The following is a 20,997-nucleotide window of genomic DNA, read 5'->3' as shown; positions in this document are numbered from 1 at the left end:
GTAAGGCCATCTCATGGCCGAAAACCATACTGTCCTGCGCACAGAAGACCTGCGCAAGGACTTCAGGACGGGCGAAGTCATTGTCCATGCCCTGCGGGGTGTGACCATGACCGTCAGGCGGGGCGAATTTCTGGCCATCAGCGGGCCGTCTGGCAGCGGCAAGTCCACCCTTCTGGGCCTGATCGGCGGCCTGGATACGCCCAGCAGCGGGCGGGTGTTCATTGATGGTGTCGATATCACCCACCTGAGCGAAAGTGCGCTGACCCGCATCCGCAACGAGAAGATCGGCTTTGTCTTCCAGTCCTTCAATCTGATTCCCACTCTGACCGCCCTGGAAAACGTGGCCCTGCCGATCCAGTTCGCCCGTCAGCGCCGCTTTGATCCACGCCGCCGCGCACGGGAAATCCTGACCCTGCTTGGCCTCGGCGATCGCGTCAACCATCGCCCGGCGCAGCTTTCCGGCGGGGAACAGCAGCGCGTTGCCATCGCCCGTGCCCTGGCCAATAATCCCCCCCTGTTACTGGCTGACGAACCGACTGGCAATCTGGATTCCGTCTCCAGCCAGGTTGTCCTGGAGGCGCTCCACAATGTGCGGGAGAGCACGGGCACAACCATCATCGTGGTCACCCACGCGCCGCATATTGCTGCGCAGGCCGACCGCCGCATCATTCTGGTTGACGGCCGCATCGCTGAAGACGCGCTTAACGGCGCCCCAGTGCAAGGTCCGCAGCCCGCCAGCGAGCAGGCGCACCCATGATCGAACGTCTTCGGTTCGCTTTTGCCTATGCGCTGCGCAATATCGTCCGCGATCGGCGTCGCGCCGCCTTCACCCTGCTGTCGGTAGCTGTTGGCGTAGCCTCTGTGGTCGCTCTGCGCGCCCTGGGGTTGATGCTCACTGACGCCCTCACCAGCAACGCGCAGGCGTTCCTGCGCGGCGACATTCGGGTAACCGACACGACCATGGATGGCGGCTTCGTGCTGAGCATCTTCAATTCCGAAGAGCGGAACCACCCCTTTGGTGCGGAGAACATCCCGGCCATTGAAGCGTGGGCTGCCGAACGCGACATCGCGATCACCTTCACTCTCAACGGTGAGTTGATGCAGGTCGCTGTGATCGGGGAGTATGGTCGCGCCGGGCCGCCTGCCCTGACCATGAGCGTCTTCATCGATCCGGCAGTTTACCCTTTCTACGATACCATCCGGGCAGACAGGCCAGCCCGTGCGCTGCTGGGCGACCTGTTCGCCACCCCCAATGCAGCTGTGTTGAGCCAGCGTCTGGCCAGCCAGATTGGGGCGGAAGTTGGCGATCAGGTGCGCGTCGGTTCGGCCAACGTCTATTTCACGGTTAGCGGCATCGTGCCGGATACCGCCGAAAGCTCGCTGGATGGTCCGCAGAGTCTGCTGTTCAGCTTCATCTACCTGAATCGCGCCGAGCAGGCATTGTTCGGCCTGGACGATCTGGCCGATCGCGCTTACCTCAAGCTGCCCCCTGAGGCCGATCCCGGGGCCATTGAAGAGGAGATCGCCAGCTGGCCGCAGCGACCGGACCGCCAGCGCTACAGCCGCTGGTGGACCGTTTCTGCCGGGGAAGTGCTGGAGGAGAATGCTGAGATCGCGGATGCTATCTCCCGCTTTGTGCTGGTATTGAGCCTGGTCGGGCTGGTCATCGGCGGTGTGGGCATTATCAACACGATGGTTGTGGCGATCAACCGTCGTTCGCTGGAAATCGCCGTGCTCAAGACACTTGGCCTGCACAGCCTGGATATCTCCCTGCTGGTGCTGGCGGAGGCGACGCTGGCGGGTTTCTTCGGTAGCCTGCTGGGCGCTGCGCTTGGCATGCTGCTCAGCTATATCGCGCGTGACCTGGGGCAGCAGGCCTTTGCCATTGGTCTGCCCTGGCGCCCCTACCTTGACCCGATCCTGATCGGGATAGCCCTGGGCCTGGTGGTCACCCTGTTCTTCAGTCTGCTGCCCATGATCACCGCCGCCCGTGTCCGCCCCAAGCTGGTGCTGCGGGAAGACGATGTTCCCATGCTGCGCGCGGGTGCTCTGTGGACAGGCATCAGCTTCATCGTGCTGATCATCGGTTTTGGCCTGCTGATCGACCTGATTGTGGCCAGCCACCGCTTTGCGCGTTACCTGCGGTTGCCGCCGCCGCTGACGCCCGGCATCACTGCCACGCTGGGAACCTTCATCTTTCTGGCCGTGCTGTTCGCCCTCAACTGGGCGTTGGTCTGGCTGTTGAGCAAGTTGCCCAGCTTCCGCAACGCCAACCTGCAACTGGCCATCCGCGGTCTGGCAACACACCGCACCCGCACCGCCTTCAGCCTGCTGGCCCTGATTATTGGCATGACGGCGCTCAGTGGCACGCTGATCATGACTCGCAGCCTCAATATCCTGCTGTACACCAGTATCAGCCAGCCGCTTGGTGGCAATGTGGTGATCCTGCCCCTGTCGCTCGTCCAGGGAACAGTGCGCACCCGGCTGGATTCGATCCCGGCGGTCAATGGTTACCGGGAGATCCGCTTCCCCGGTAGACTTGAGTTGGTGGCCATCAATGGCGCGCGAGATTACGAACGGTGGTTCGCCCTCGCCCGGACTGACGCGCAGTCAAGCATGCGTCGCGTCAGCCTGAACCTGGTTCTGGGCGTCGCTGCCTATGGCGACCCGCCGCGTGGCCAGCTGGTCGCCGGACGCTTCCTTGGTCCGGAGGATGCCGGGCAGGCTGTGATCACCATCCCTTATTTGCCCGAACTGGAAGCGCATGGCGTGACAATTGGCTCGCCGATCACGCTGCGCATAGGCGAACGGGTGCAAGATTTCGAGGTCGTGGGTATTGTCGCGCCAGGGCCGTCAACCGGTCTGATCCCCTTCAGCCTGAATGACAGCGCCCTGCAGGTCCCGCTGGATATGATGCCGCGCCAGAATATTCCCTTTGACTTCATTGTTGTGGACGTCCAGCCGGACGCGGTGCGCGAGGTTATGGCGGCAGTTGGCGCCATTCCCGGCGTGTTCATCTTCGACGTCGCTCTGTTCGACTCGATCATCAGCCGCCTGATGAACCAGCTGGCCGCGCTTCCACTGCTGGTTGCCGGACTGAGCCTGTTCGCCGCCAGCGCCCTGATCGCCACAACCGTCGCCCTGGCGACCATGGAACGCCGTCGGCAGATCGCTATTCTTAAGGCTATCGGGGTCAGTCGCTGGCAGGCGCTGGGTCAATTGCTGGCGGAAAACAGCCTGGTTGGTATCGCTGGCGGCGTGATCAGCCTGTTGCCCACCCTGCTTATCCTGGCGCTCGTCCCTGTCCTGAGCGAAGGGCTGGTTCACATGCCTTTGCCCACCGACCTGGTGATTCTGATGCTGGCCCTGGCGGTGCTGGTGACTATCGCCGCAACCCTGATCACAGCCTGGCCAGCAGCCACGGAAAAGCCGTTGAATGCCCTGCGCTATGAATAAAACACCCGCACCGGCAGGCGGCGCGGGCGCAGAAGCCTGAAAGACGATTGCGAGCTACTGCGTTCTGGGCCGGGCCAGGATGCTGGCGATCGGTCTCATGCTCAGCCACCACTGCTCCTTGGGTCGGCCAAATTCGCTGTCGAGCAGGCGCGGCAAATCGCCCAGGCTGGTGAAGGTCACCTGACCGGCCTGCAGGCCGATAAACGCCCCAGCTGGCGAGACCCGTCCCGCCTCGGCAATCAGGAACTCCATACAGCGGGCGGCCAAGCGTGTCGCCTGAATCCGGTCAAAAGGCGAAGGGTCGCCGCCCTGCTGGACATGCCCCAGGATGGTCTGCCGTACATTGAATAGCCCGCCGCCCTCTTTCTCAAACAGTGAGGCAATGAACGATGTCGTATAGAACGGATCGACATCCTCGTTGCGGATGATCAGGCCCAGCCGCATGTCCTGCTCAAATCCCTTGACCAGGCTGGCCAGGTCGTCCTGTAAATCCTTGAGGGTTAGTCCTTCTTCATGCAGGTAGATCCGCTCCGCCCCTGTCGCCAGACCACTCATCAGCGCCAGGTAGCCACAGTAGCGCCCCATCACTTCCACCACAAAGCAGCGCCGGGAAGCCACCGCGGACTGCTTGATCTTGTCCACATCCATCACAATGCTATTGAGGGCGGTATCCGCGCCAATGCTATGCTCGGAGCCGGGTAGATTATTATTGATCGACGCTGGCATGCAGATGATCGGGATGTTAAAGGCCGGATACTGGTTGCTGTGCGTGAACAGCAGATGAGCCGCCTGATAGCCGGAGAGACCGCCGATGATCAGCAAGCCCTGAACGTCATGCGCCTCCAGGACCTGGGCGATCCTGGGCAGGTCGCTTTCCGCAGGGATTTTACGGCTCGTGCCCAGCTCAGCGCCGCCGCGGGAGACCCACCCGCTGACGCTCATCCAGTCCATCTCGCTGATGTCATCGCGCAGCAGGCCGCGGAAGCCGTTGCGCGCTCCGAGCATAATGTGGCCTTTGTCCAGCCCCAGCCGGACGGCAGCGCGGACAGCGGTATTCATACCGGGGGCGGGCCCGCCGCAATTCATAACCAGAAAGCGCAGCCGTTTCTGGCCGGGTTCCGGTTTGCGCGGGTACGCCTGCACCAGCGTGCGGAAAGTGCGCAGCGCATCCTTGAAGCTCCCGCCGCGCAATGACATCGCCCGGTTGTAGTCGTGGGCTTCAATGGCTCGCGCGACTTCCTGGGTAGCCTCGACGCAGGCCATCAGCGGCGCATGAACCAACCGGTTCTCACGGATGCCGATGAGGAGGGGTTCCCGCGCCTCTTCAGAGACAATGCATTCTACTGCCGCGTAGCCCATCAGGGTGCCCAGGTTACGGTCAAAGGCGCTCGGCGCACCGCCGCGCTGCACGTGCCCCAGGATGGTGACGCGCACTTCCTCCCCTAGCCGTTCTTCCAGCGCCTTCTGGACATACTGGCTGGTGATGGGATTACCAAAGCGGTCCTGAGCGCCTTCTGCCACGATGACGATACTGTGGCGGCGGCCGGTTTCACGCCCGGCGCGCAGCGCCCGGCACATCTCATCTTCCCAATCGTCCACCTCGGGCGGGCTTTCCGGGATCAACACCCAGTTGGCGGCGGTTGCCAGGGCGCTCATCAATGCCAGGTAGCCGCAGTGCCGCCCCATGACCTCGATCACGAATACCCGCTGGTGGCTGGCCGCTGTACTGGCGATGGCATCAACCGCCGCCGTGATCCGATGCAGCGCTGTGTCCGCCCCGATGGTCATATCCGTGCCAACCATATCGTTGTCAATCGATCCGACCAGGCCCACTAGCCGCAATTCGCGATGCGCATCGGCTTTCTTGCGGCTTAGTTCGCCCCGCTGCACGAGTTCTTCAAGCAGCTCTGGCCACTCCTGCCGGAAGATATTCGCGCCGGTCAGACTGCCATCGCCGCCGATCACAATCAGGCTATCGATGCCATGCTCCAGCAGGTTGCGGGCTGCCTGCCGGCGCCCATCGCGGGTGCGGAACGCAGCGCAACGCGCCGTACCGATCACCGTGCCGCCCTGGTGCATGATGCCGCCCACCGACCCCCAGGTCATCCGGCGGATGAAGTTGCCGCCATCCACCATACCCTGGTAGCCCTCGTAGATCGCATAGACATCATGCCCCAGGTTGATCGCCGTGCGGACTATCGCCCGCACTGCCGCATTCATCCCGGGGGCGTCACCGCCACTGGTGAGTACCCCGATGCTTCTCCTGGAATGCCCTGACATATCGGCTTACCCTTCGGCCATTTCCGAACCGTTGTCATCAACAAGCGGAGTGGGTCATGGCTGCAGATCGCCTTTACCCACCCGGTTTATTGTTTTAGTATCTCACACGCCGAACGTCAACGACAAACCATACAAGAATCGATGGAAGTTCTGAAGAAAATCGATCGCACTGCCGGTTACCAGGCGACCCATTCCAACCATAGGTAACCGGACAAATGTGATAGCCTTCACTTACCAGATTGTCGCCCTTCGCCTATGGTAGTAGTAGACTGCGACCACCAGCCTGATCAGGCCTGTCGTGATCGGGTGCTCACGGGAGGATGAACAAGTTCATGGCAGACCAGCGAGCCGATCTGAATATCGACCGCAAATCACGCGCCTACCAGCCCATGCAGCCCGTCGCCAAGCAGGACGCCAGCCAGCGCCTTGAGCATTTTGACGAAATTTATCTCAACTACGAAGCGGAGATTGCCTGCATTGAGGCCGGGCGCTGCATCCAGTGCCCCGATCCGGCGCCCTGCCAGCAAGCATGCCCGCTGGGGAATGACATCCCGACCATCATGCGCCTGGTGGAAAATGGCCGTTTCATCGAGGCAGCCAATGTCTACCGCCAGACCAGTCCGATGCCGGAGATTTGCTCCCGCGTTTGCCCACAGGAACGGCTGTGCGAAGGCTCGTGCACGCATGGCGGCGGCACCAGCGGCGAACCCGTGCGCATCGGCAAGATCGAGAAGTTCGTGATCGATTACCAGATTGCTACCGAAGGCATCCCCCTCGGCACTGTTGCCCCGGATACCGGCAAGCGCGTAGCGATCGTGGGCGGTGGGCCGTCAGGGCTGGCCGCCGCGGAGAGCCTGCGGCGCAAAGGCCACGCCGTGACCGTCTATGATGCTAACCCTTTCCCCGGCGGCCTGCTCATCTATGGCATCCCCGCATTCAAGCTCAGCAAGGATCGCGTTGCCGCCAAAGTCAGACAACTGGAGACGATCGGTGTTCGCTTTGTGCCCAACACCCGGATCGGCCGGGACATCCCGCTCAGTCAACTTACGACGGAATATGACGCGGTCTACGTTGCTGTAGGCGCCAACAAGGAAGTTCCGGCCAACTGGGAAGGCGCCAACCTCAAGGGCGTTTACCAGGCAGGGGAATTCCTGATCCGGGCCAATGTCCCCCGCCCACTGCAGCCCACCCACCTGGCCGAGAGTGGCAGACCGGTCGTTGGACGGCGGGTGTTTGTGATTGGCGGCGGTGACACCGCCATGGACTGTGTCCGTACCGCCCTGCGGCTACAGAAGGCTCAGGGCTACAGGCTTGATGTCACCTGCGCCTACCGCCGCACCGAGGCGGAGATGCCCGGTTGCCGGGTGGAACGCGCCAATGCTCGTGAGGAAGGCGCCCGCTTTGAGTGGCTGACCGCGCCCAAACGATTCATCGGTGACAAAGACGGCAATCTGATCGGCATCGAATTCATCCGCATGCGTCTGGGCGAACCGGATTCGAGTGGTCGGCGCCGGCCGGTGGCCATCGAAGGCTCGGAGTACATGGAGCCGGCGGATACTGTTGCGCTGGCGCTGGGTTACTGGCCGGACGCTACCCTGGGCGAGCAGAACCCCGAACTACAGACGCGCGACTGGGGGCTGATCGTCGCTGACCCGCAAACCGGCAGAACCACCATGACCAACGTCTGGGCTGGCGGCGACGCTGTCACCGGGCCGGATCTGGTCGTGACGGCCATCCGCGCCGGGCTGCACGCCGCTGAGTCTATTCACCTGTATCTCTGCCAGTCCTGAGCGCGGCAGAGACCTGGATTGCAACGGGGACGGTTTCCTGGCAAGCCGTCCCCGTATCTTTTCCGAGGGTGATCTGCCTGATCGGGGCGTCGCCGTTACGGTGTGATCTCCACCACGACGCCCTCCTGCGCCCAGTTGTAGAGCAGTTCCGCGTTGCGAGTGCTAATTAGGATGCAGCCATAAGTGACGCGATGGCCCAGGCTGTTCGTCCACAGGAGCTGGCTGCCGCCGCGTGTGGGGAAGCCGTGAAACCCGTTAGTGAAATCCGCACCGGGGATTGGCCGGTAGACTCCCAGAAAATAAGGCATATACAGATTCCAGTTAGCCGCATAAGCGTTGGGGACGTGGGAGATGATCTGGTAAATGCCCGGCCAGGTGGGACTGTCGGCGATGCCGGTGCTGGCCGGCCAGTCCCACAACAGGGCGCCGCCCTCGTAAACGCGCACACGCTGCTGGCTAATGCTGACCTCGATGCGTTTATCGGCTACCACCGGGAATTCCAGAAAAGTATCCGGCGAGGGAATCGTGATCGTCTGCCCGGCGGAAACGCCGGTCAGGTCGCCGTTAGCCTGCTGAATCCAGGGGTACGGTACGCCATAATCCCAGGCGATGCTGATCAGTGTCTCGCCGGGCTGGACGGTATGCTGCCGGTCGTGGTGATAAACGCGGGCATCAGCAGCGGGCTGCCCGTTAGCCAGGCCAGCTTGCACCGCCGCCACGACTTCCTCAATCTTCAAATAACGGGACGCATCAAGCGCCGCGGCGGCCTGCCCATGCAGATAATCTCCCAGTGCTCCTTCCTGCAGGCTGAGCGCCAGGCCAATTGGCTGGCCCGGATCGGGCACCGCTACCAGCCACGCCCCCCACTGCTCCGGCGGCAACGTCCAGTGGACAATGTCCCCGGTCACCGGATCGTAGAGCCGGATATCCAGCGGCTGGCTTAGCAGGCGTTCCGCCGCCGTGACCAGCGGGGTGGCGTCGACTACTTCGGGCGCGACCGGCTGCATGACCAGCGCCAGCGTACCATCAGCCAGCGCACCATCAGTCCTCAGGCGCTGCAATGTCGCCTCAACGTCCAGAGCGCGGCCCTCCCGCGGTGGCGTCGGTTCCACGCGACCATTAACCAGGCGCACGCCAGCGTTGACCGGCGCCAGAGCTACCTGTGGAGCCAGCGAGGTCAGACCAGCGCGGGCGACTGACTCATCAATCACCAGCACAGGACCAATATTCGACGGACGGAGCAAGCCGTCCAGCCGTCCGCCGCGTCCGCGCCCGTGAGCCAGCGCGCGGGCGGCCGTCGCCTCTGTGTCGAGCGTTACGCCCAGCGCCGTAGCTTCAACCGGCCAGACACGCTCACCATCGCGCAACAGCACGGTTCCCCAGGCATGGCTGAGCGTTTGGGCGGCTTCCGCCTGTGTTAGACCGCCCACCGGGACACCCGCTACCATCACCTGCGGGAAGACCCGTCCCGCGTAGGCCAGCGTCAGCCCCAGCCCCAGCAGCACCACAGACATGATCAGCAGGGCCGGGATCACCGCCAGGGGCACGGCAACGCCCCACAGTAGCCAGCGGCGCTGCTGGCGGGCGCGGGGAGGTCTGCGCCTGGCAGGGGCAGCGCCATGGACATAACCGGCAGCAGATCGGTCATTCACATTCGAACGTAGGGGGGACGATTGCCGCCCATAGACCAGCGGGCGCGGCTGGATGACACGAGCAGGGGCCGGAGTCCGCCTGCGCTGGAGGTGCGGCGGCACCCGGACGGGGCCAGAAGACTGCGGGGCATGAGAGCGACGCTGGCGGATCATGGGCAGGTGCACTCCTTGGCGGTTTTGTCCTCATTATAGCAGAGGCCCGATCGCATTCGTCCCGCCGCCAGCCCGTCGGTTGCCCTGCGCTTGACCTGTGCGCCGCTGCTCTGATCAGGCATGAGGCCTTTGTTGATTGCCCCTGTTTAAAGCCTACCCAGTACCACGGTCACTAACCAGCCGATCATCAGCCACAGCCCAAACCGCCCATGCAGGCGGGCGGTGCGCCCCTGTCCCTGGTGGAGCAGGGCCGTGTCGGTGCTGGTCGTGAAGATGCGGATCAGGCGGTAAGCTTCCGGCGCGGTCACCAGCACAATCAGCGTCGGCCAGGGCATCACCCCGGCGATAACCATCATTGCCACCATCACATATGACCCGGCGACCAGCAGAATGTACTCGACCCGCGCCACGCGCAGCCCAAAGATCACCGCCAGCGTGCGCTTATTGACGGCACGGTCAGCATCCATATCGCGGATGTTGTTGGCGTGCAGGATCGCTGCCACCATGAAGCCGATCGGCAGCCCGGCCAGCAACGGGGTCAGGCTGGTCTGGCCGCCAGACATGGCGTAATAGGCGCCCAGCACCATCAGCGGCCCCATGAAAACAAACACAGCTGCTTCTCCCAGGCCGTGATACGCCAGTGGGAATGGCCCGGCGGTGTAGGTGATCACGACCAGTACGCCCCCTAATCCAATCCACAACAACAGCGGGCCGCTCTGAAGCAGCAGCACCAGACCAATGATCACGCCGGCAGTCGTCGTCAGGATGGCCCCCCAAAGCACCTCGCGCGGGGTCAGCACCCGCTGCTTGATCACCATCCCCTGCCCGGCCTGCTTGAGCGCATCCGCCCCGTGCCGGAAGTCAGCGTATTCATTGATCAGGTTGGCGGCAATTTGCAGGAAGAGCGCACCGATCAGCGCCAGCGCAAACCGCCCAGCCTCGAACACGCCATCGTCCAGGGCGATGGCCGCTGCCAATCCCAGCGGGGCATAGGTGGCGGTCAGCGTGCGCGGGCGGCTGGCGCGGTACCATGCCGCCACGTAAGGATGCGTTGCGAGAATCCCCATGGTCCTTCCCTTTTACAACCCGCCGCTGGCCTGCTCGCGCAGCGCGGTCGACGAAATATCCACGCGGAAGACCTCCGCCGGGATCGCGGTGAACATCCCGGCGAATTCCTCAGGCACCGGCACATCATCCAGCGTATGCAGCCGACCCTCAAAGAGACGCCCGGCGACCAGGAAGCGGCATCCTCTGTCGCGGATCGATTCCAGTGCGGCCAGCATCGCGCCTGCGTCGCCGCCATAGTAGCGTGGGCTGACCAGACGGGTAGCCGTATCATAGCCAACCACAAACACACTGCCGGGGAAGAGCCGCGCTTTCTGTTCGAACAACGGCGTGGTCGTCACGGCAATAGCGCCATGGCCGTAAAACTGCTCCAGTCGCTGGCGAATGTCCGCCTCCAGTAGGGGCGGCTTGTCCACATTCAGCACTGAAAGCTCAAAGATCACCCGCCGTCCGGTCAACTGCCCGGCCATATGCGCCAGCTGAGTATGGCCGCCATGGAGCGGGTTGAATGCGCCCGGCAGGACCGCTACATCACGCGGTAACTCGGTACTGACCTGCCCATTCAGCTCGATCAGGATGGCGGGCAGTTCCCCCCGCAACACCTTGAGCACCGGGTCTGGCGCGTCCTCGTAGCTTACCTCAACACGTTCTGATGGAAGCAGAGGCAGCGCTACCGGCTGAGCACACCCACAGGCTTCCGCCAGCGCCCGGATCACCAGCCGGCTGACGATATCCTCTTCCTCGCCCCGGTCGCGGCTGCCTTTCTGTAGAACCAGCGCATAGGTGGTGATCCGGCGCTCATCGCGCACCGCCACATGGCAGCGATCCTCACCGCGTCGAGGCCGGTCGGTCACCAGCGCCGCCGTGCAGGCCAGCCCGATCGCCGGCGTGCCTTCCGGAGCCAGGATCCGCGCCCGCCGGTAGGCGATGGCGGCCATCTGTATCGCCGTCTCCCGCGCCACGAAGTGCGCCGGGCGCTTCCCCAGGAATCGCTCAAACGATGGGTGGCTGTAGGGCAGTGTAACCTCCAGCACCGTCCGTGTGGCTCCTGGCACGCTCATCAACCAGGCCAGCGCCTGGCTGCCGCCGCCGCTTGCCACCAGAACAGCCTGCACGGGCGAATCGTGAATGTGCTGGATGATATCCCTGATCTGTTGATCCATCGTTGCCACCTGAGTCTCCCGGTGTGTCGCTCTCCGGTGAAGTATAACCAGCCTGTGGGCGCTTGGCAGCGGGCGTCCTGGTTCCAACCAGCAAAGCCAGTTGTGGCTTGCTCCGCCCGGAACGGTGGCTGGAAAGCGCCAACCAGCCATTGACGGCAGGCCAGCCGATCGCTAGAATGGCGGGGTCAGGCCAGCGGCTGATCACCGGACATGCTTCCTGCGCGTCGCGGACGGCGGCCATGGCCAGCGCTGGATTGCGCCAGCAAAGACGTCAAACCCCAGGCCGAAACCGTGTTCCCGGTACACTGCGGCTCACTCCGCTGCGGTTGCGCCTGTTGACCGGGGCGAACTGCCCTGCCGTCCGGCCCAGCCGAATCCGGCCAGCGTGTCCGGTAGCCATGGCTCCTGCTGCCCCGCCACCCGGCGGCCTCAGCATGAGCGGCCTGTATTTGCGGCCCGCCCATCCGGAGCGGGTCCGTCTGGCATCCGATTGACCCGGAACACGTGGTTACACAGGCAGCAGAACACTCTGCAGGGAGAGAACCAAAACCATGACCGAGATTATCACTCTGGAAGCCCAACCCCGGACGATCACCGGCAAGAAGGTCAAACAATTGCGCGCGATGGACTGGATTCCCGCGGTGATCTACGGGCAGAAGCTGGAGCAGGCCGTCAACATCCAGGTGCCCGTCGATAACCTGCGCACCGTGCTCCGCCGGGCTGGCGGCACCGGCCTGATCGAGATCACCGTTGGTGCGGATAAGCACACCGTGCTCGTCCGCGAAGTGCAGCGGGATGTACTGAGCAATGACATCCTGCACGTCGACTTCCATGCCGTGTCCCTGGACACCCAGATCCGCACCGAGGTGCCCTTCGTCACTGTGGGCGTGCCTGAGATGGTTCGCTCCGGTGAAGCGATCGTGGCTACGGAGAGCGTCCTGATCGAGATCGAGGCGCTACCAACCAACATTCCTGCCCATCTGGAACTGAATGTGGCGCGGCTGGCAGAAATTGGCGATTTCCTGACAGTGGCCGACCTCGAGGTCCCCGAAGGCGTGACGATCCTGATGGAGCCAACCGAAGTGCTGGTTCGTCTGGAGTACGCCACCCGTCCGGAAGAGGAAGAGCTGGAAGGCCCCGTGGAAGCTGCTGGCGAAGTGGAAGTCATCCGCCGCGGCAAGGAGGAAGAGGAGGAAGAATAGCGCTTCCCCTCTCACAGTTGTCGAAGCACTGCACAGCGGGTGGTCAAGCAGATCACCCGCTGTCTGTACCCAGCACCACGCACGATCACTCATCCGAGGCCCGGCTATCGTCCCAGAGGTCGATCTCCTCCGGTCCTTCTCCTCCGTCAGCTCCCGTGATCGCCCGCGCAAAGATCAGGAAGCCCGTGTGCCCGACCATCTGCTCATCCGGTCGAACACGTCGGGGCAACGTCTTGTACTGGCGCAGGAGCAATTCCTCCACTTCCACCAGAAACCACAGCCGGCTGTGCAGGGCCTGATTCAGCTCCACAACCTGGTTCAGCGTCGGGACGATACAGCCCAGGAAACCGCCCCCCCGCAATGCCGCGTGAGCCTGTGCCAGGTACATCCAGGGATCATGGACATCCAGAAAGACTGCATGCACCCCCTGCTGGTCGAACCCCTCGGCGATATCGCGCTCGATCAGGGTGACCCGATCCAGCAGACCCAGCCTTTCCAGGTTCTGGCGGGCCAGGTTCTGCATCCGGGCACGCCGTTCGTAGCTATAGACCCGCCCTGTTGGCCCGACCATGATCGCCAGTGCGGTGGTCAGCCCGCCGCTGCCAGTGCCCGCCTCAATTACCTGCACGCCGGGGCGAATCCCCAGCTTGAGCAGGATGTATCCCAGGTCCTTGGGGAAGATGATCTGCGTCTCGCGGCGCATATAGCGGATCAGGTCGTCGATATTCGGCGCCAGCATCCAGATATCCTGGTCAAGGTGTGTCTTTAACCGGCTGCCAAAGGGCAGCCCGATCACGGAATCAAAGTCGATGAATCCGTAATGTGTCTGCAACCGCCCCCCCGGTGTCAGCAAGCGCAGGAATGTCTTGCGATCTTTGCTCACAAACAGCACCACATCGCCGTAAGCGACTGTCGTCCGTTCCGCGTCAATCATGCCATCCTCCTGATGGTTCACTTGTGCCCGGCGAGGCCGTGCCTGCAGAAGAACAGGACGCCAACTTAAGAATTCCTAAAATCACATCACCTGGCCCTCAGGGGCGGTTTGCAAAGGTTGCGAAGAATGCTAAACTAGACCCAGCAGCGGTGATGGAATTCCTCAACGTCGCCACAGGAAGGGAGACATCGGGGATGAAGCATATTCTGGTGGTAGACGATGAGATCGGCGCTCTAACTCTGATCGGTATTATGCTTGAGCGTGGCGGTTTCAACGTCATTAAGGCCAAAGATGCCAATGCCGCACTGGCTGAACTGGAAAAGACAACGCCCGATTTGATTATTCTTGATGTGATGATGCCCGGCATGGATGGCATTGAGCTTTGCCGTGTTATCCGCAACCGTGCCGCCACCCGGTCTACCCCTGTGCTCATCCTCTCTGCACGTGGCGACGCTGAGAGCGTCATGCGTGGCATGGATGCTGGCGCCAATGACTACCTGCCCAAGCCCATTCTGCACCATGACTTGGTGGACAAGGTCCGCAAGATGCTGGACATGAATATCGTCACCGAATAAATACTTTTTGACCGCCAGATAAAAGTCCGGTCCCCAGGGGGGCCGGCTTTTTGTTGTCCTCCAGCAACAGCTTCACCCCGTCCCGTAGAGCTGGCGATAGACATGATAGTGCTCGTAGAGCCGGCGCACATATGTCCGTGTACCCTCGAAGCCGATGCCCTCAATGAACACATCCGGATCGCTGCCGGTAGCCTCCAGCCATGATGCAGCATTCCCTGGCCCGGCATTGTATGCCGCCAGCCCGACCGGGATATTGAAGCCGAAGCGACTTAACTGCTCCCACAGGTAGTACGCGCCAAAGGCGATACTGGCATAAGGCCGGAAGAGATCGCTGTGATCATAGTCCGGCCAGTTCAGCCGGGTTGCGATGTAATCGCCCGTGCTTGGAATCACCTGGGTCAGGCCCTTTTCACCAGCGGCAGCGGTAGCGTAGCGGTCAAAGAGGCTTTCCTGCCGGATCAGGGCGAACAGCAACAATGGGTCAAAGCCATACCGCTGCGCCTCCGGGATCACCAGGTCGCTATAGAAGATCGGGTAGCGCATCCGGGCCAGGTAAGCCGGCGCAGCCAGTGTGGGGACATTGGCTTTCTTGAGGATATTCGCTACGCCAGTGATCGAATGCGGATAAGCGCCAATGCCGCGCAGCCAGATTGCCAGCTGGTAACTGGCCAGCGGATCATCCTTGTATTCGTCCAGCAGGCTGTAGAACTCCTCGCTGGCTTCGGTGACCGCCAGCACCGCCCATAGTTCCCGCCCGGCGATCAGGCGTGGATCAGCGGCCAGACGTTCGGAAAGCGGCCACAACGCCTCGGTCTGGGCGATGTCAAACGTGGCCCGCAACCAGTCTTCCGCCTGGCCAAGCTCCACCTGGTTTTCAAACTCGAAGCGGTAGCTGGCCGGTGGCTCAAAAACCCCACGCCCGGCCAGCAGGTCCTCAGCGCGGATGCTGAAGTATCCGCCCGGATCAGCTGCTGCCGCCGCCCGGAAGGCGCTTTCCGCCTGGGTGGGATTGCCATTCTGCCGGGCCAGGCGTCCCAGCCACAGGTAAGCCGCCGCAACATCCTGGCCGTTGCCCGTCGCCCCCAGCATGGCCAGCACCCGTTCCGCTGTAGCCAGGTCATTCTGCTTGAGCGCGATGGTGGCTGCCCGCAGCAGACCGTTCATCGCCCACTGATTGCCAGGATAGTTCTTCCCGAGTCGCTCAAATGTCGTCAGCGCCTCTGCCGTCTGACCCTGCGTGTCGTACAGGTACCCGATGCGCCAGAGCGCTTCCGCCGCTTCCGGGAGCTGCGGGTAAGTCTCCGCCAGGTAGCGGTAGCGCTCGATCGCGCCCGCTGTATCGCCAGCTACAAAGCGCGTCCGGCCCTGCTCCAGCAGAGCAACGCCGAACTCCGGACTGGTCGGCGCCAGGTCGATCACAGTCTGGAAGGCCGTCCAGGCCGCACCAAAGTTGCCCACCTCCCGGTAGGCGCGTCCCAGCGTCAGGTGCACAGCAGGGGGAATCTCGCTCAGGGGCGTCTGGCTGGTGTACTGGTGCAGCGCTGTGATCGCGCCGTTGTAGTCCCCGGCGGCAAAGCTGATTCGCCCCCATAGCGCCGGGTCAACTGTCTGCCCGGCTTCCTGCATGGCCTGCAATGCCTGGTAGGCGTACGGCGTATCCGGGTAGTCTGCCACCACCTGGCGATAGCGGGCGAAGGCCCCGGCCTGATCACCGCCAAGCGCCAGCGCCTGCCCTGCCAGGAACAGAATCTCGGCGCGGTAACCGGGGTTACGGGCCACGCCCAGGATGGCATCATAGTGGGTCACCGCTGCTGCCGTCTGGCCGGCATTGGCGTAAATCTGAGCCACCTTCTCCCGCAGCGCCAGCAACGGAACCAGCGCCCGCCCGGCCTGTACCGCTTGCTCGTACTGAGCCAGAGCTTCCGCCGTCTGTCCCTGCGCCAGCAGAATATCGCCCAGGCGCTCATAGACATAGCTGTCGATGATGCCGGGGCGCAGCGCCCGGTACTGTTGAAAGTCGGCGGCAGCAGCCTGCCATTGCCCTAGCCCCATCAGGGCGTCAGCGCGCAGGAAGTACGCCCAGGGTATGCGCGCATCCGTCGGATAGCGCTCAAGGAACAGGGTTAGCGCGTTGACTGCGGCGTTGAATTGCCCGGCTCGCAGCGCCGCCTCGCCCTGTCCATAGGCTGCAGCAGCCAGCAGGTTGGCTTCAGCCGCCGGCTGATCGAGTACAGTCTGGTAAGTGACAATGGCCTGCTCATACTGCCCATTGCGCAGCTGGGTCTCCGCGATGCGCAGCGTCACATCCGGCGTGTTTGTCGGGGTCGGGATCGGTGTTGGTGGGAGGGTTGGGGTCGCGGTTGGAAGCGGCTCTACCGGCGTGGCAGTGATGTAGATCGGCTGCGGTGCCGGGGCGATCAGGTCGCAGCCAGCTAGCAAGACACCGGTCAATAGGAGCAGCAGGCCCATTGTGAGGAAAGCAGGTCGGCTCATGCGCGGGATTATGGCGGGGCAAGCGCGGTCTGTCAACCGCTCAACCGCTGAGGATGGGTTGGAACGGTCGTGATTGGAGCGACAAAACGGAAAGCAAGGGGCCGGAGGCAAGAGCCAAGGGAGGGGCAAAAGCCAAGAGATGACAGGCCAGACGAACGGGACGCGCCAGGTTAAGCGGCAAAGCAAGCCGCCCACAAAATGAAAAAGCCCTCCCACCGGGAAGGCTTTTGCAGGCTGGGGGACCTGGACTCGAACCAAGACTAACTGGGCCAGAACCAGTCGTTCTGCCGATTAAACTATCCCCCATCAACATTGCTTATTCTAGCAAGCCCGGCCTGAATGTCAAGGCTGCAAAAAGCGGCCCGGCAATGTATGATCGCTATGGCAAATCAGCTACACTTATGGGCAGACCTGCACCCGCCATCCAAGGTGATGACTATGACTACGCCTGAGAACGAACGCGACAGTAACCCTCCTTTGCCCCCCGCGGAAATTCCTGCGCCGGGCGCGACCAACTTCATCCACGAGATCATCGAAGCCGATCTACGCGCTGGCAAGAATGGCGGACGTGTCCACACCCGCTTTCCACCGGAGCCAAACGGCTACCTGCACATCGGTCACGCCAAGTCGATCTGCCTGAACTATGGCATCGCCAAGAAGTACAATGGCAAGTTCAACCTGCGCTTCGATGACACCAACCCGACCAAAGAGGATCAGGAATACATCGACTCGATCATCGAAGATGTGCGCTGGCTAGGCGCGGACTGGGAAGACCGGCTCTTCTATGCTTCTGACTATTTTGAACAGCTTTACGAATTTGCCATTAAGCTGATCAAGAAGGGCAAGGCCTACGTTGACCATCTCAGCGCCGACGAGATCCGCGAATATCGCGGTACGCTGACCGAACCCGGACGGGAAAGCCCCTATCGCAACCGCTCGGTGGAGGAAAACCTGGCTCTTTTTGAGCAGATGCGTCGCGGTGACTTTCCGGATGGTACGTGTGTGTTGCGGGCCAAGATCGATATGGCCTCGCCTAACCTCAATATGCGCGACCCGGTGCTTTATCGCATCCTTCACGCTGAGCACCACCGCACCGGCAACACCTGGTGCATCTACCCGATGTACGACTTCGCCCACGGTCAGTCGGACTCGATCGAGGGGATCACACATTCCATCTGCACGCTGGAATTTGAGGATCACCGTCCCCTCTACGACTGGTTCCTGGATGAGCTGGAGATCTATCATCCGCAGCAGATCGAATTTGCCCGCCTGAACCTGACCAACACGGTGCTCAGCAAGCGCAAGTTACTGCGCCTGGTCCGCGATGGTCACGTCCGCGGCTGGGATGATCCGCGTATGCCGACCATCTCCGGCTTGCGCCGGCGCGGCTACACGCCGGAAGCCATCCGCGACTTCTGCGAGCGCATCGGTGTTTCCAAGAGCAACAGCATCGTGGATATCGCTCTGCTGGAGCACTGCCTGCGCCAGGACCTTAACCTGCGCGTGCCGCGGGTGATGGCGGTGCTGCGCCCCCTCCGCGTGGTCATTGAGAATTACCCGGAGGGTCAGGTCGAGTACATGGAGGCTATCAACAACCCGGAAGACCCGGCCATGGGGACCCGCCTGGTGCCGTTCTCCCGCGTGCTGTACATCGAACAGGACGACTTTATGGAAGACCCGCCCGCCAAGTTCTACCGCCTGGCGCCAGGGCGGGAAGTTCGCCTGCGCTATGCCTACTTCATCAAGTGCGTGGATGTGGTCAAGGATGCCCAAGGACAGGTCGTGGAACTGCGCTGCACCTACGATCCGGCAACACGCGGCGGCGATGCGCCGGATGGCCGCAAGGTCAAGGCGACGTTGCACTGGGTTTCCGCTGCCCATGCCATCCAGGCGGAAGCCCGGCTGTACGATCACCTGTTTCTCAAGGCCAACCCGGATGACGTGGAAGAAGGCCAGGATTTCACGGCCAACCTCAACCCCAATTCGCTGGAAATCGTGCCGACCTGCTGGGTAGAGCCAAGCGTTGCCGGCGCCGCGCCCGGCACCCGTTACCAGTTTGAGCGCATAGCCTATTTCTGCGTCGACCCCGATTCGACGCCGGAAAAGCTGGTCTTCAACCGGACGGTTTCCCTGCGCGACAAGTGGGCCAAGATCGCTGCCAAAGGCGAGTAGCCGCCGGCCTGTAAACGCCAAACACCCCTTCACCGTTATACAGGGTGGAGGGGTGTTTGGTTATCCTCAACAGGCAGGCGCGCGGCGCTAACCCTCAACCGGTGTATCGACCAGCAGCGCTTGCGCCGCGGCGATCCGGGCCAGTGTCGTCTCCCGGCCCAGGATGGCCATTGTCTCAAACAGTGGCGGCGCCACCGCCTGGGCGGTCACCGCCACACGCAGGACGCCGAACAGCTGGCGTGGCTTGAGCGCCAATGTCCCGGCCAGGGCGCGCAGCGCCGCTTCGATGGCCGCGGTCTCAAAGACCGGCAGGCCGGCCAGCACACCATAAGCCGCTTCCAGGGCTGTCCGTGTGCTTGCAGCGTCCATCTGCTCCTGAATCAGATCTTCCGCCGTGGGCGTCACCGTTTCCGCAAAGAAGAAGCCAGCCTTCTCTACCACGTCATTGAGCGAGTGCAGACGCGGCTGGATCAGCGGGATCGCCTGCCGCAGCACCTCATCGCGCACGGTATACCCCGCCGCCTCCAGGCGCTCACGCAGCAACGGCATCAGATCTTCCACCGTTTTCTGCCGGATGTATACCCCGTTGAGCCAGTCAAGCTTCTCCAGCGGGAACTTGCTACCCGCCGGGTTAACCCGTGACAGGTCAAAGCGCGCGATTGTCTCTTCCACGCTGAAAACTTCGCGATCCTCGCCAAAGCTCCAGCCAATATTGGTCAGGAAGTTTACCAGTGCCTCCGGTAGATAGCCCGCCTCACGGAATTCGTGCAGGAGCACGGGCACCCGCCGCCCATCCGGCAGCCGCCCCGCCGAGCGTTTGCTGAGCTTCCCCCGCCCGCTGGGATTCAGGATCACGGGCAGGTGGGCGATACGCGGCATCTCCCAGCCAAAAGCCTCGTAGAGCTGACGGTGAACGGGCGCGGTGGGGATCCATTCCTCGGCGCGCATGATGTGCGTGATGGCCATGAAGTGATCGTCGACCACGTTCGCCAGGTGATAGGTGGGGAAGCCATCCGACTTCAGCAGCACCAGGTCGGTCAGTGTAGCATTGTCCACCACGATATTGCCGCGAATCTCGTCGAATACGGTGGTTGTGCCTTCCAGCGGCATCTTGAAGCGAATGACAAAGGGATCACCCTGCGCTTCATGGGTTGCCCGTTCCTCCGGCGTCAAGTAGCGGCAATGACGGTCATAGCCGGAGGGATTCGACTTCCGGATCGCGTTCAGGCGTTCAGCCGTGCAGTAGCAGCGGTACGCCTTATCGTTCGCCACAAGCCAGTTAGCCCACTCACGGTAGAGTTCAGTGCGCTGGGACTGGAAGTACGGGCCGTAAGCGCCGCCCACTTCCGGGCCTTCGTCCCAGTTCAGGCCCAGCCAGCGCAGACCCTCGATGATCTGCTCCAGCGAGCCGGCTTTGTAGCGACTGCGATCAGTATCTTCAATCCGCAGGATAAAGCTGCCCCCGTGATGGCGGGCGAACAGCCAGTTGAACAGCGCCGTCCGCGCCCCACCGATGTGCAATGGGCCGGTGGGGCTGGGCGCAAAACGGACACGAACTGGACGATCCACGATGGCGCTCCTCCGATTAGGGCCAGTCCGGGCGGAAACCCGGCCCGGATTGCGCAGGGTGTTGGCAACCCGCCGGGTGGCAGGAAACACTCCGGTAACACCGTTTGCTGGAACAAGCAGAGATGATTATACCGCCGCGCAGGGTGGCTGTCAGCGGTGGGAAGGCGGGCCGCGACTGTCGATGATCGGGCCATGCTACACGCGGGTGGGGTGGGGATAGGGAGGTTAAGGTGCGAGGGCAAAGGTTCGTCATGCCGGTCGCCGGGCAGGAAAATCCTTGGTGCTGGCTGCTCGCTCAGGCGGTGAGGCTTCTGGCTGGCAGGCGTGTATTGCATTCGGTATGCTAGCGGAGCAGCTCCGACTGGCTCAGGGCAATCGCATCAAAAGTGCTGATAGGGAATAATAGGATGCCTCTAACCAGGAGGCACTATGTCAGACGAAAACCCGATCAGCTTACTCATCAGTTTTCGGGACCTGCCCGATCCACGGGTGG

The 20,997-nt window shown here is 62.5% G+C and carries 13 protein-coding genes and 1 tRNA gene; 6 read left to right on the top strand and 8 right to left on the bottom strand.

Annotation, left to right across the window (positions count from 1 at the left end; genetic code table 11):
- Window positions 1–13 precede the first annotated feature (13 nt).
- Window positions 14–757: an ABC transporter ATP-binding protein gene (locus HPY64_07375; protein NPV66949.1), complete on the top strand. Its 744-nt coding sequence runs from the start codon at window positions 14–16 to the stop codon at window positions 755–757.
- Window positions 754–3,456, top strand: a complete 2,703-nt coding sequence (locus HPY64_07370; GenBank protein ID NPV66948.1) for an FtsX-like permease family protein — start codon at window positions 754–756, stop codon at window positions 3,454–3,456. Before HPY64_07375 ends, HPY64_07370 begins: the two co-directional genes overlap by 4 nt.
- A gap of 54 nt (window positions 3,457–3,510) precedes the next feature.
- Here the strand turns inward: HPY64_07370 and HPY64_07365 are convergent, their stop codons facing one another.
- Window positions 3,511–5,736: a 6-phosphofructokinase gene (locus HPY64_07365; GenBank protein NPV66947.1), complete on the bottom strand. Its 2,226-nt coding sequence runs from the start codon at window positions 5,734–5,736 to the stop codon at window positions 3,511–3,513.
- Between the two features lie 332 nt (window positions 5,737–6,068).
- Between HPY64_07365 and HPY64_07360 the strand changes: the two genes are divergently transcribed.
- A complete protein-coding gene (locus HPY64_07360) occupies window positions 6,069–7,526 on the top strand; it encodes an NAD(P)-dependent oxidoreductase (protein ID NPV66946.1) in 1,458 nt (485 codons plus the stop codon).
- A 95-nt stretch (window positions 7,527–7,621) separates the two neighbouring features.
- Here HPY64_07360 and HPY64_07355 read toward each other — a convergent pair whose 3' ends face one another.
- From HPY64_07355 to HPY64_07345, 3 genes are all read right to left on the bottom strand, one after another.
- Window positions 7,622–9,331, bottom strand: coding sequence for a L,D-transpeptidase family protein (locus HPY64_07355; protein ID NPV66945.1), 1,710 nt, complete (start codon window positions 9,329–9,331; stop codon window positions 7,622–7,624).
- 146 nt (window positions 9,332–9,477) lie between these two features.
- A complete protein-coding gene (gene menA / locus HPY64_07350) occupies window positions 9,478–10,398 on the bottom strand; it encodes a 1,4-dihydroxy-2-naphthoate octaprenyltransferase (protein ID NPV66944.1) in 921 nt (306 codons plus the stop codon).
- Window positions 10,399–10,410: 12 nt separating this feature from the next.
- Entirely contained in the window at window positions 10,411–11,559 is a 1,149-nt protein-coding gene (locus HPY64_07345; protein ID NPV66943.1) for a hypothetical protein, read from the bottom strand.
- Between the two features lie 551 nt (window positions 11,560–12,110).
- On the opposite strand from HPY64_07345, the gene HPY64_07340 reads away from it, so the two are divergent.
- The gene (locus tag HPY64_07340; GenBank protein NPV66942.1) at window positions 12,111–12,761 is read left to right on the top strand and encodes a 50S ribosomal protein L25; all 651 of its coding nucleotides are present in this window, start codon (window positions 12,111–12,113) and stop codon (window positions 12,759–12,761) included.
- An 85-nt stretch (window positions 12,762–12,846) separates the two neighbouring features.
- Here HPY64_07340 and HPY64_07335 read toward each other — a convergent pair whose 3' ends face one another.
- Entirely contained in the window at window positions 12,847–13,695 is an 849-nt protein-coding gene (locus tag HPY64_07335; GenBank protein NPV66941.1) for a tRNA (adenine-N1)-methyltransferase, read from the bottom strand.
- A 152-nt stretch (window positions 13,696–13,847) separates the two neighbouring features.
- Here HPY64_07335 and HPY64_07330 point away from each other — a divergent pair, with 152 nt between their 5' ends.
- Window positions 13,848–14,270: a response regulator gene (locus HPY64_07330; GenBank protein ID NPV66940.1), complete on the top strand. Its 423-nt coding sequence runs from the start codon at window positions 13,848–13,850 to the stop codon at window positions 14,268–14,270.
- Between the two features lie 72 nt (window positions 14,271–14,342).
- On the opposite strand, the gene HPY64_07325 is transcribed toward HPY64_07330, so the two are convergent.
- Both HPY64_07325 and HPY64_07320 read right to left on the bottom strand, forming a co-directional pair.
- Complete coding sequence (locus HPY64_07325; protein NPV66939.1) at window positions 14,343–16,763, bottom strand: tetratricopeptide repeat protein; 2,421 nt, start codon at window positions 16,761–16,763, stop codon at window positions 14,343–14,345.
- 234 nt (window positions 16,764–16,997) lie between these two features.
- Window positions 16,998–17,069 (bottom strand) — tRNA-Gln (locus HPY64_07320).
- A gap of 126 nt (window positions 17,070–17,195) precedes the next feature.
- Here HPY64_07320 and HPY64_07315 point away from each other — a divergent pair.
- Window positions 17,196–18,935 (top strand): glutamine--tRNA ligase/YqeY domain fusion protein, encoded by a 1,740-nt coding sequence (locus HPY64_07315; protein ID NPV66938.1) that lies wholly within the window; start codon window positions 17,196–17,198, stop codon window positions 18,933–18,935.
- An 87-nt stretch (window positions 18,936–19,022) separates the two neighbouring features.
- Here HPY64_07315 and HPY64_07310 read toward each other — a convergent pair whose 3' ends face one another.
- On the bottom strand, window positions 19,023–20,504 hold the full coding sequence (locus HPY64_07310) for a glutamate--tRNA ligase (protein ID NPV66937.1): 1,482 nt from the start codon (window positions 20,502–20,504) through the stop codon (window positions 19,023–19,025).
- Window positions 20,505–20,997 lie beyond the last annotated feature (493 nt).

It is taken from the genome of Anaerolineae bacterium (genome assembly GCA_013178165.1).
GTDB lineage: Bacteria > Chloroflexota > Anaerolineae > Aggregatilineales > Ch27 > Ch27.
Note: the sequence above shows the minus strand (reverse complement) of the source record. Positions and strands in the feature narration are given on the sequence as shown.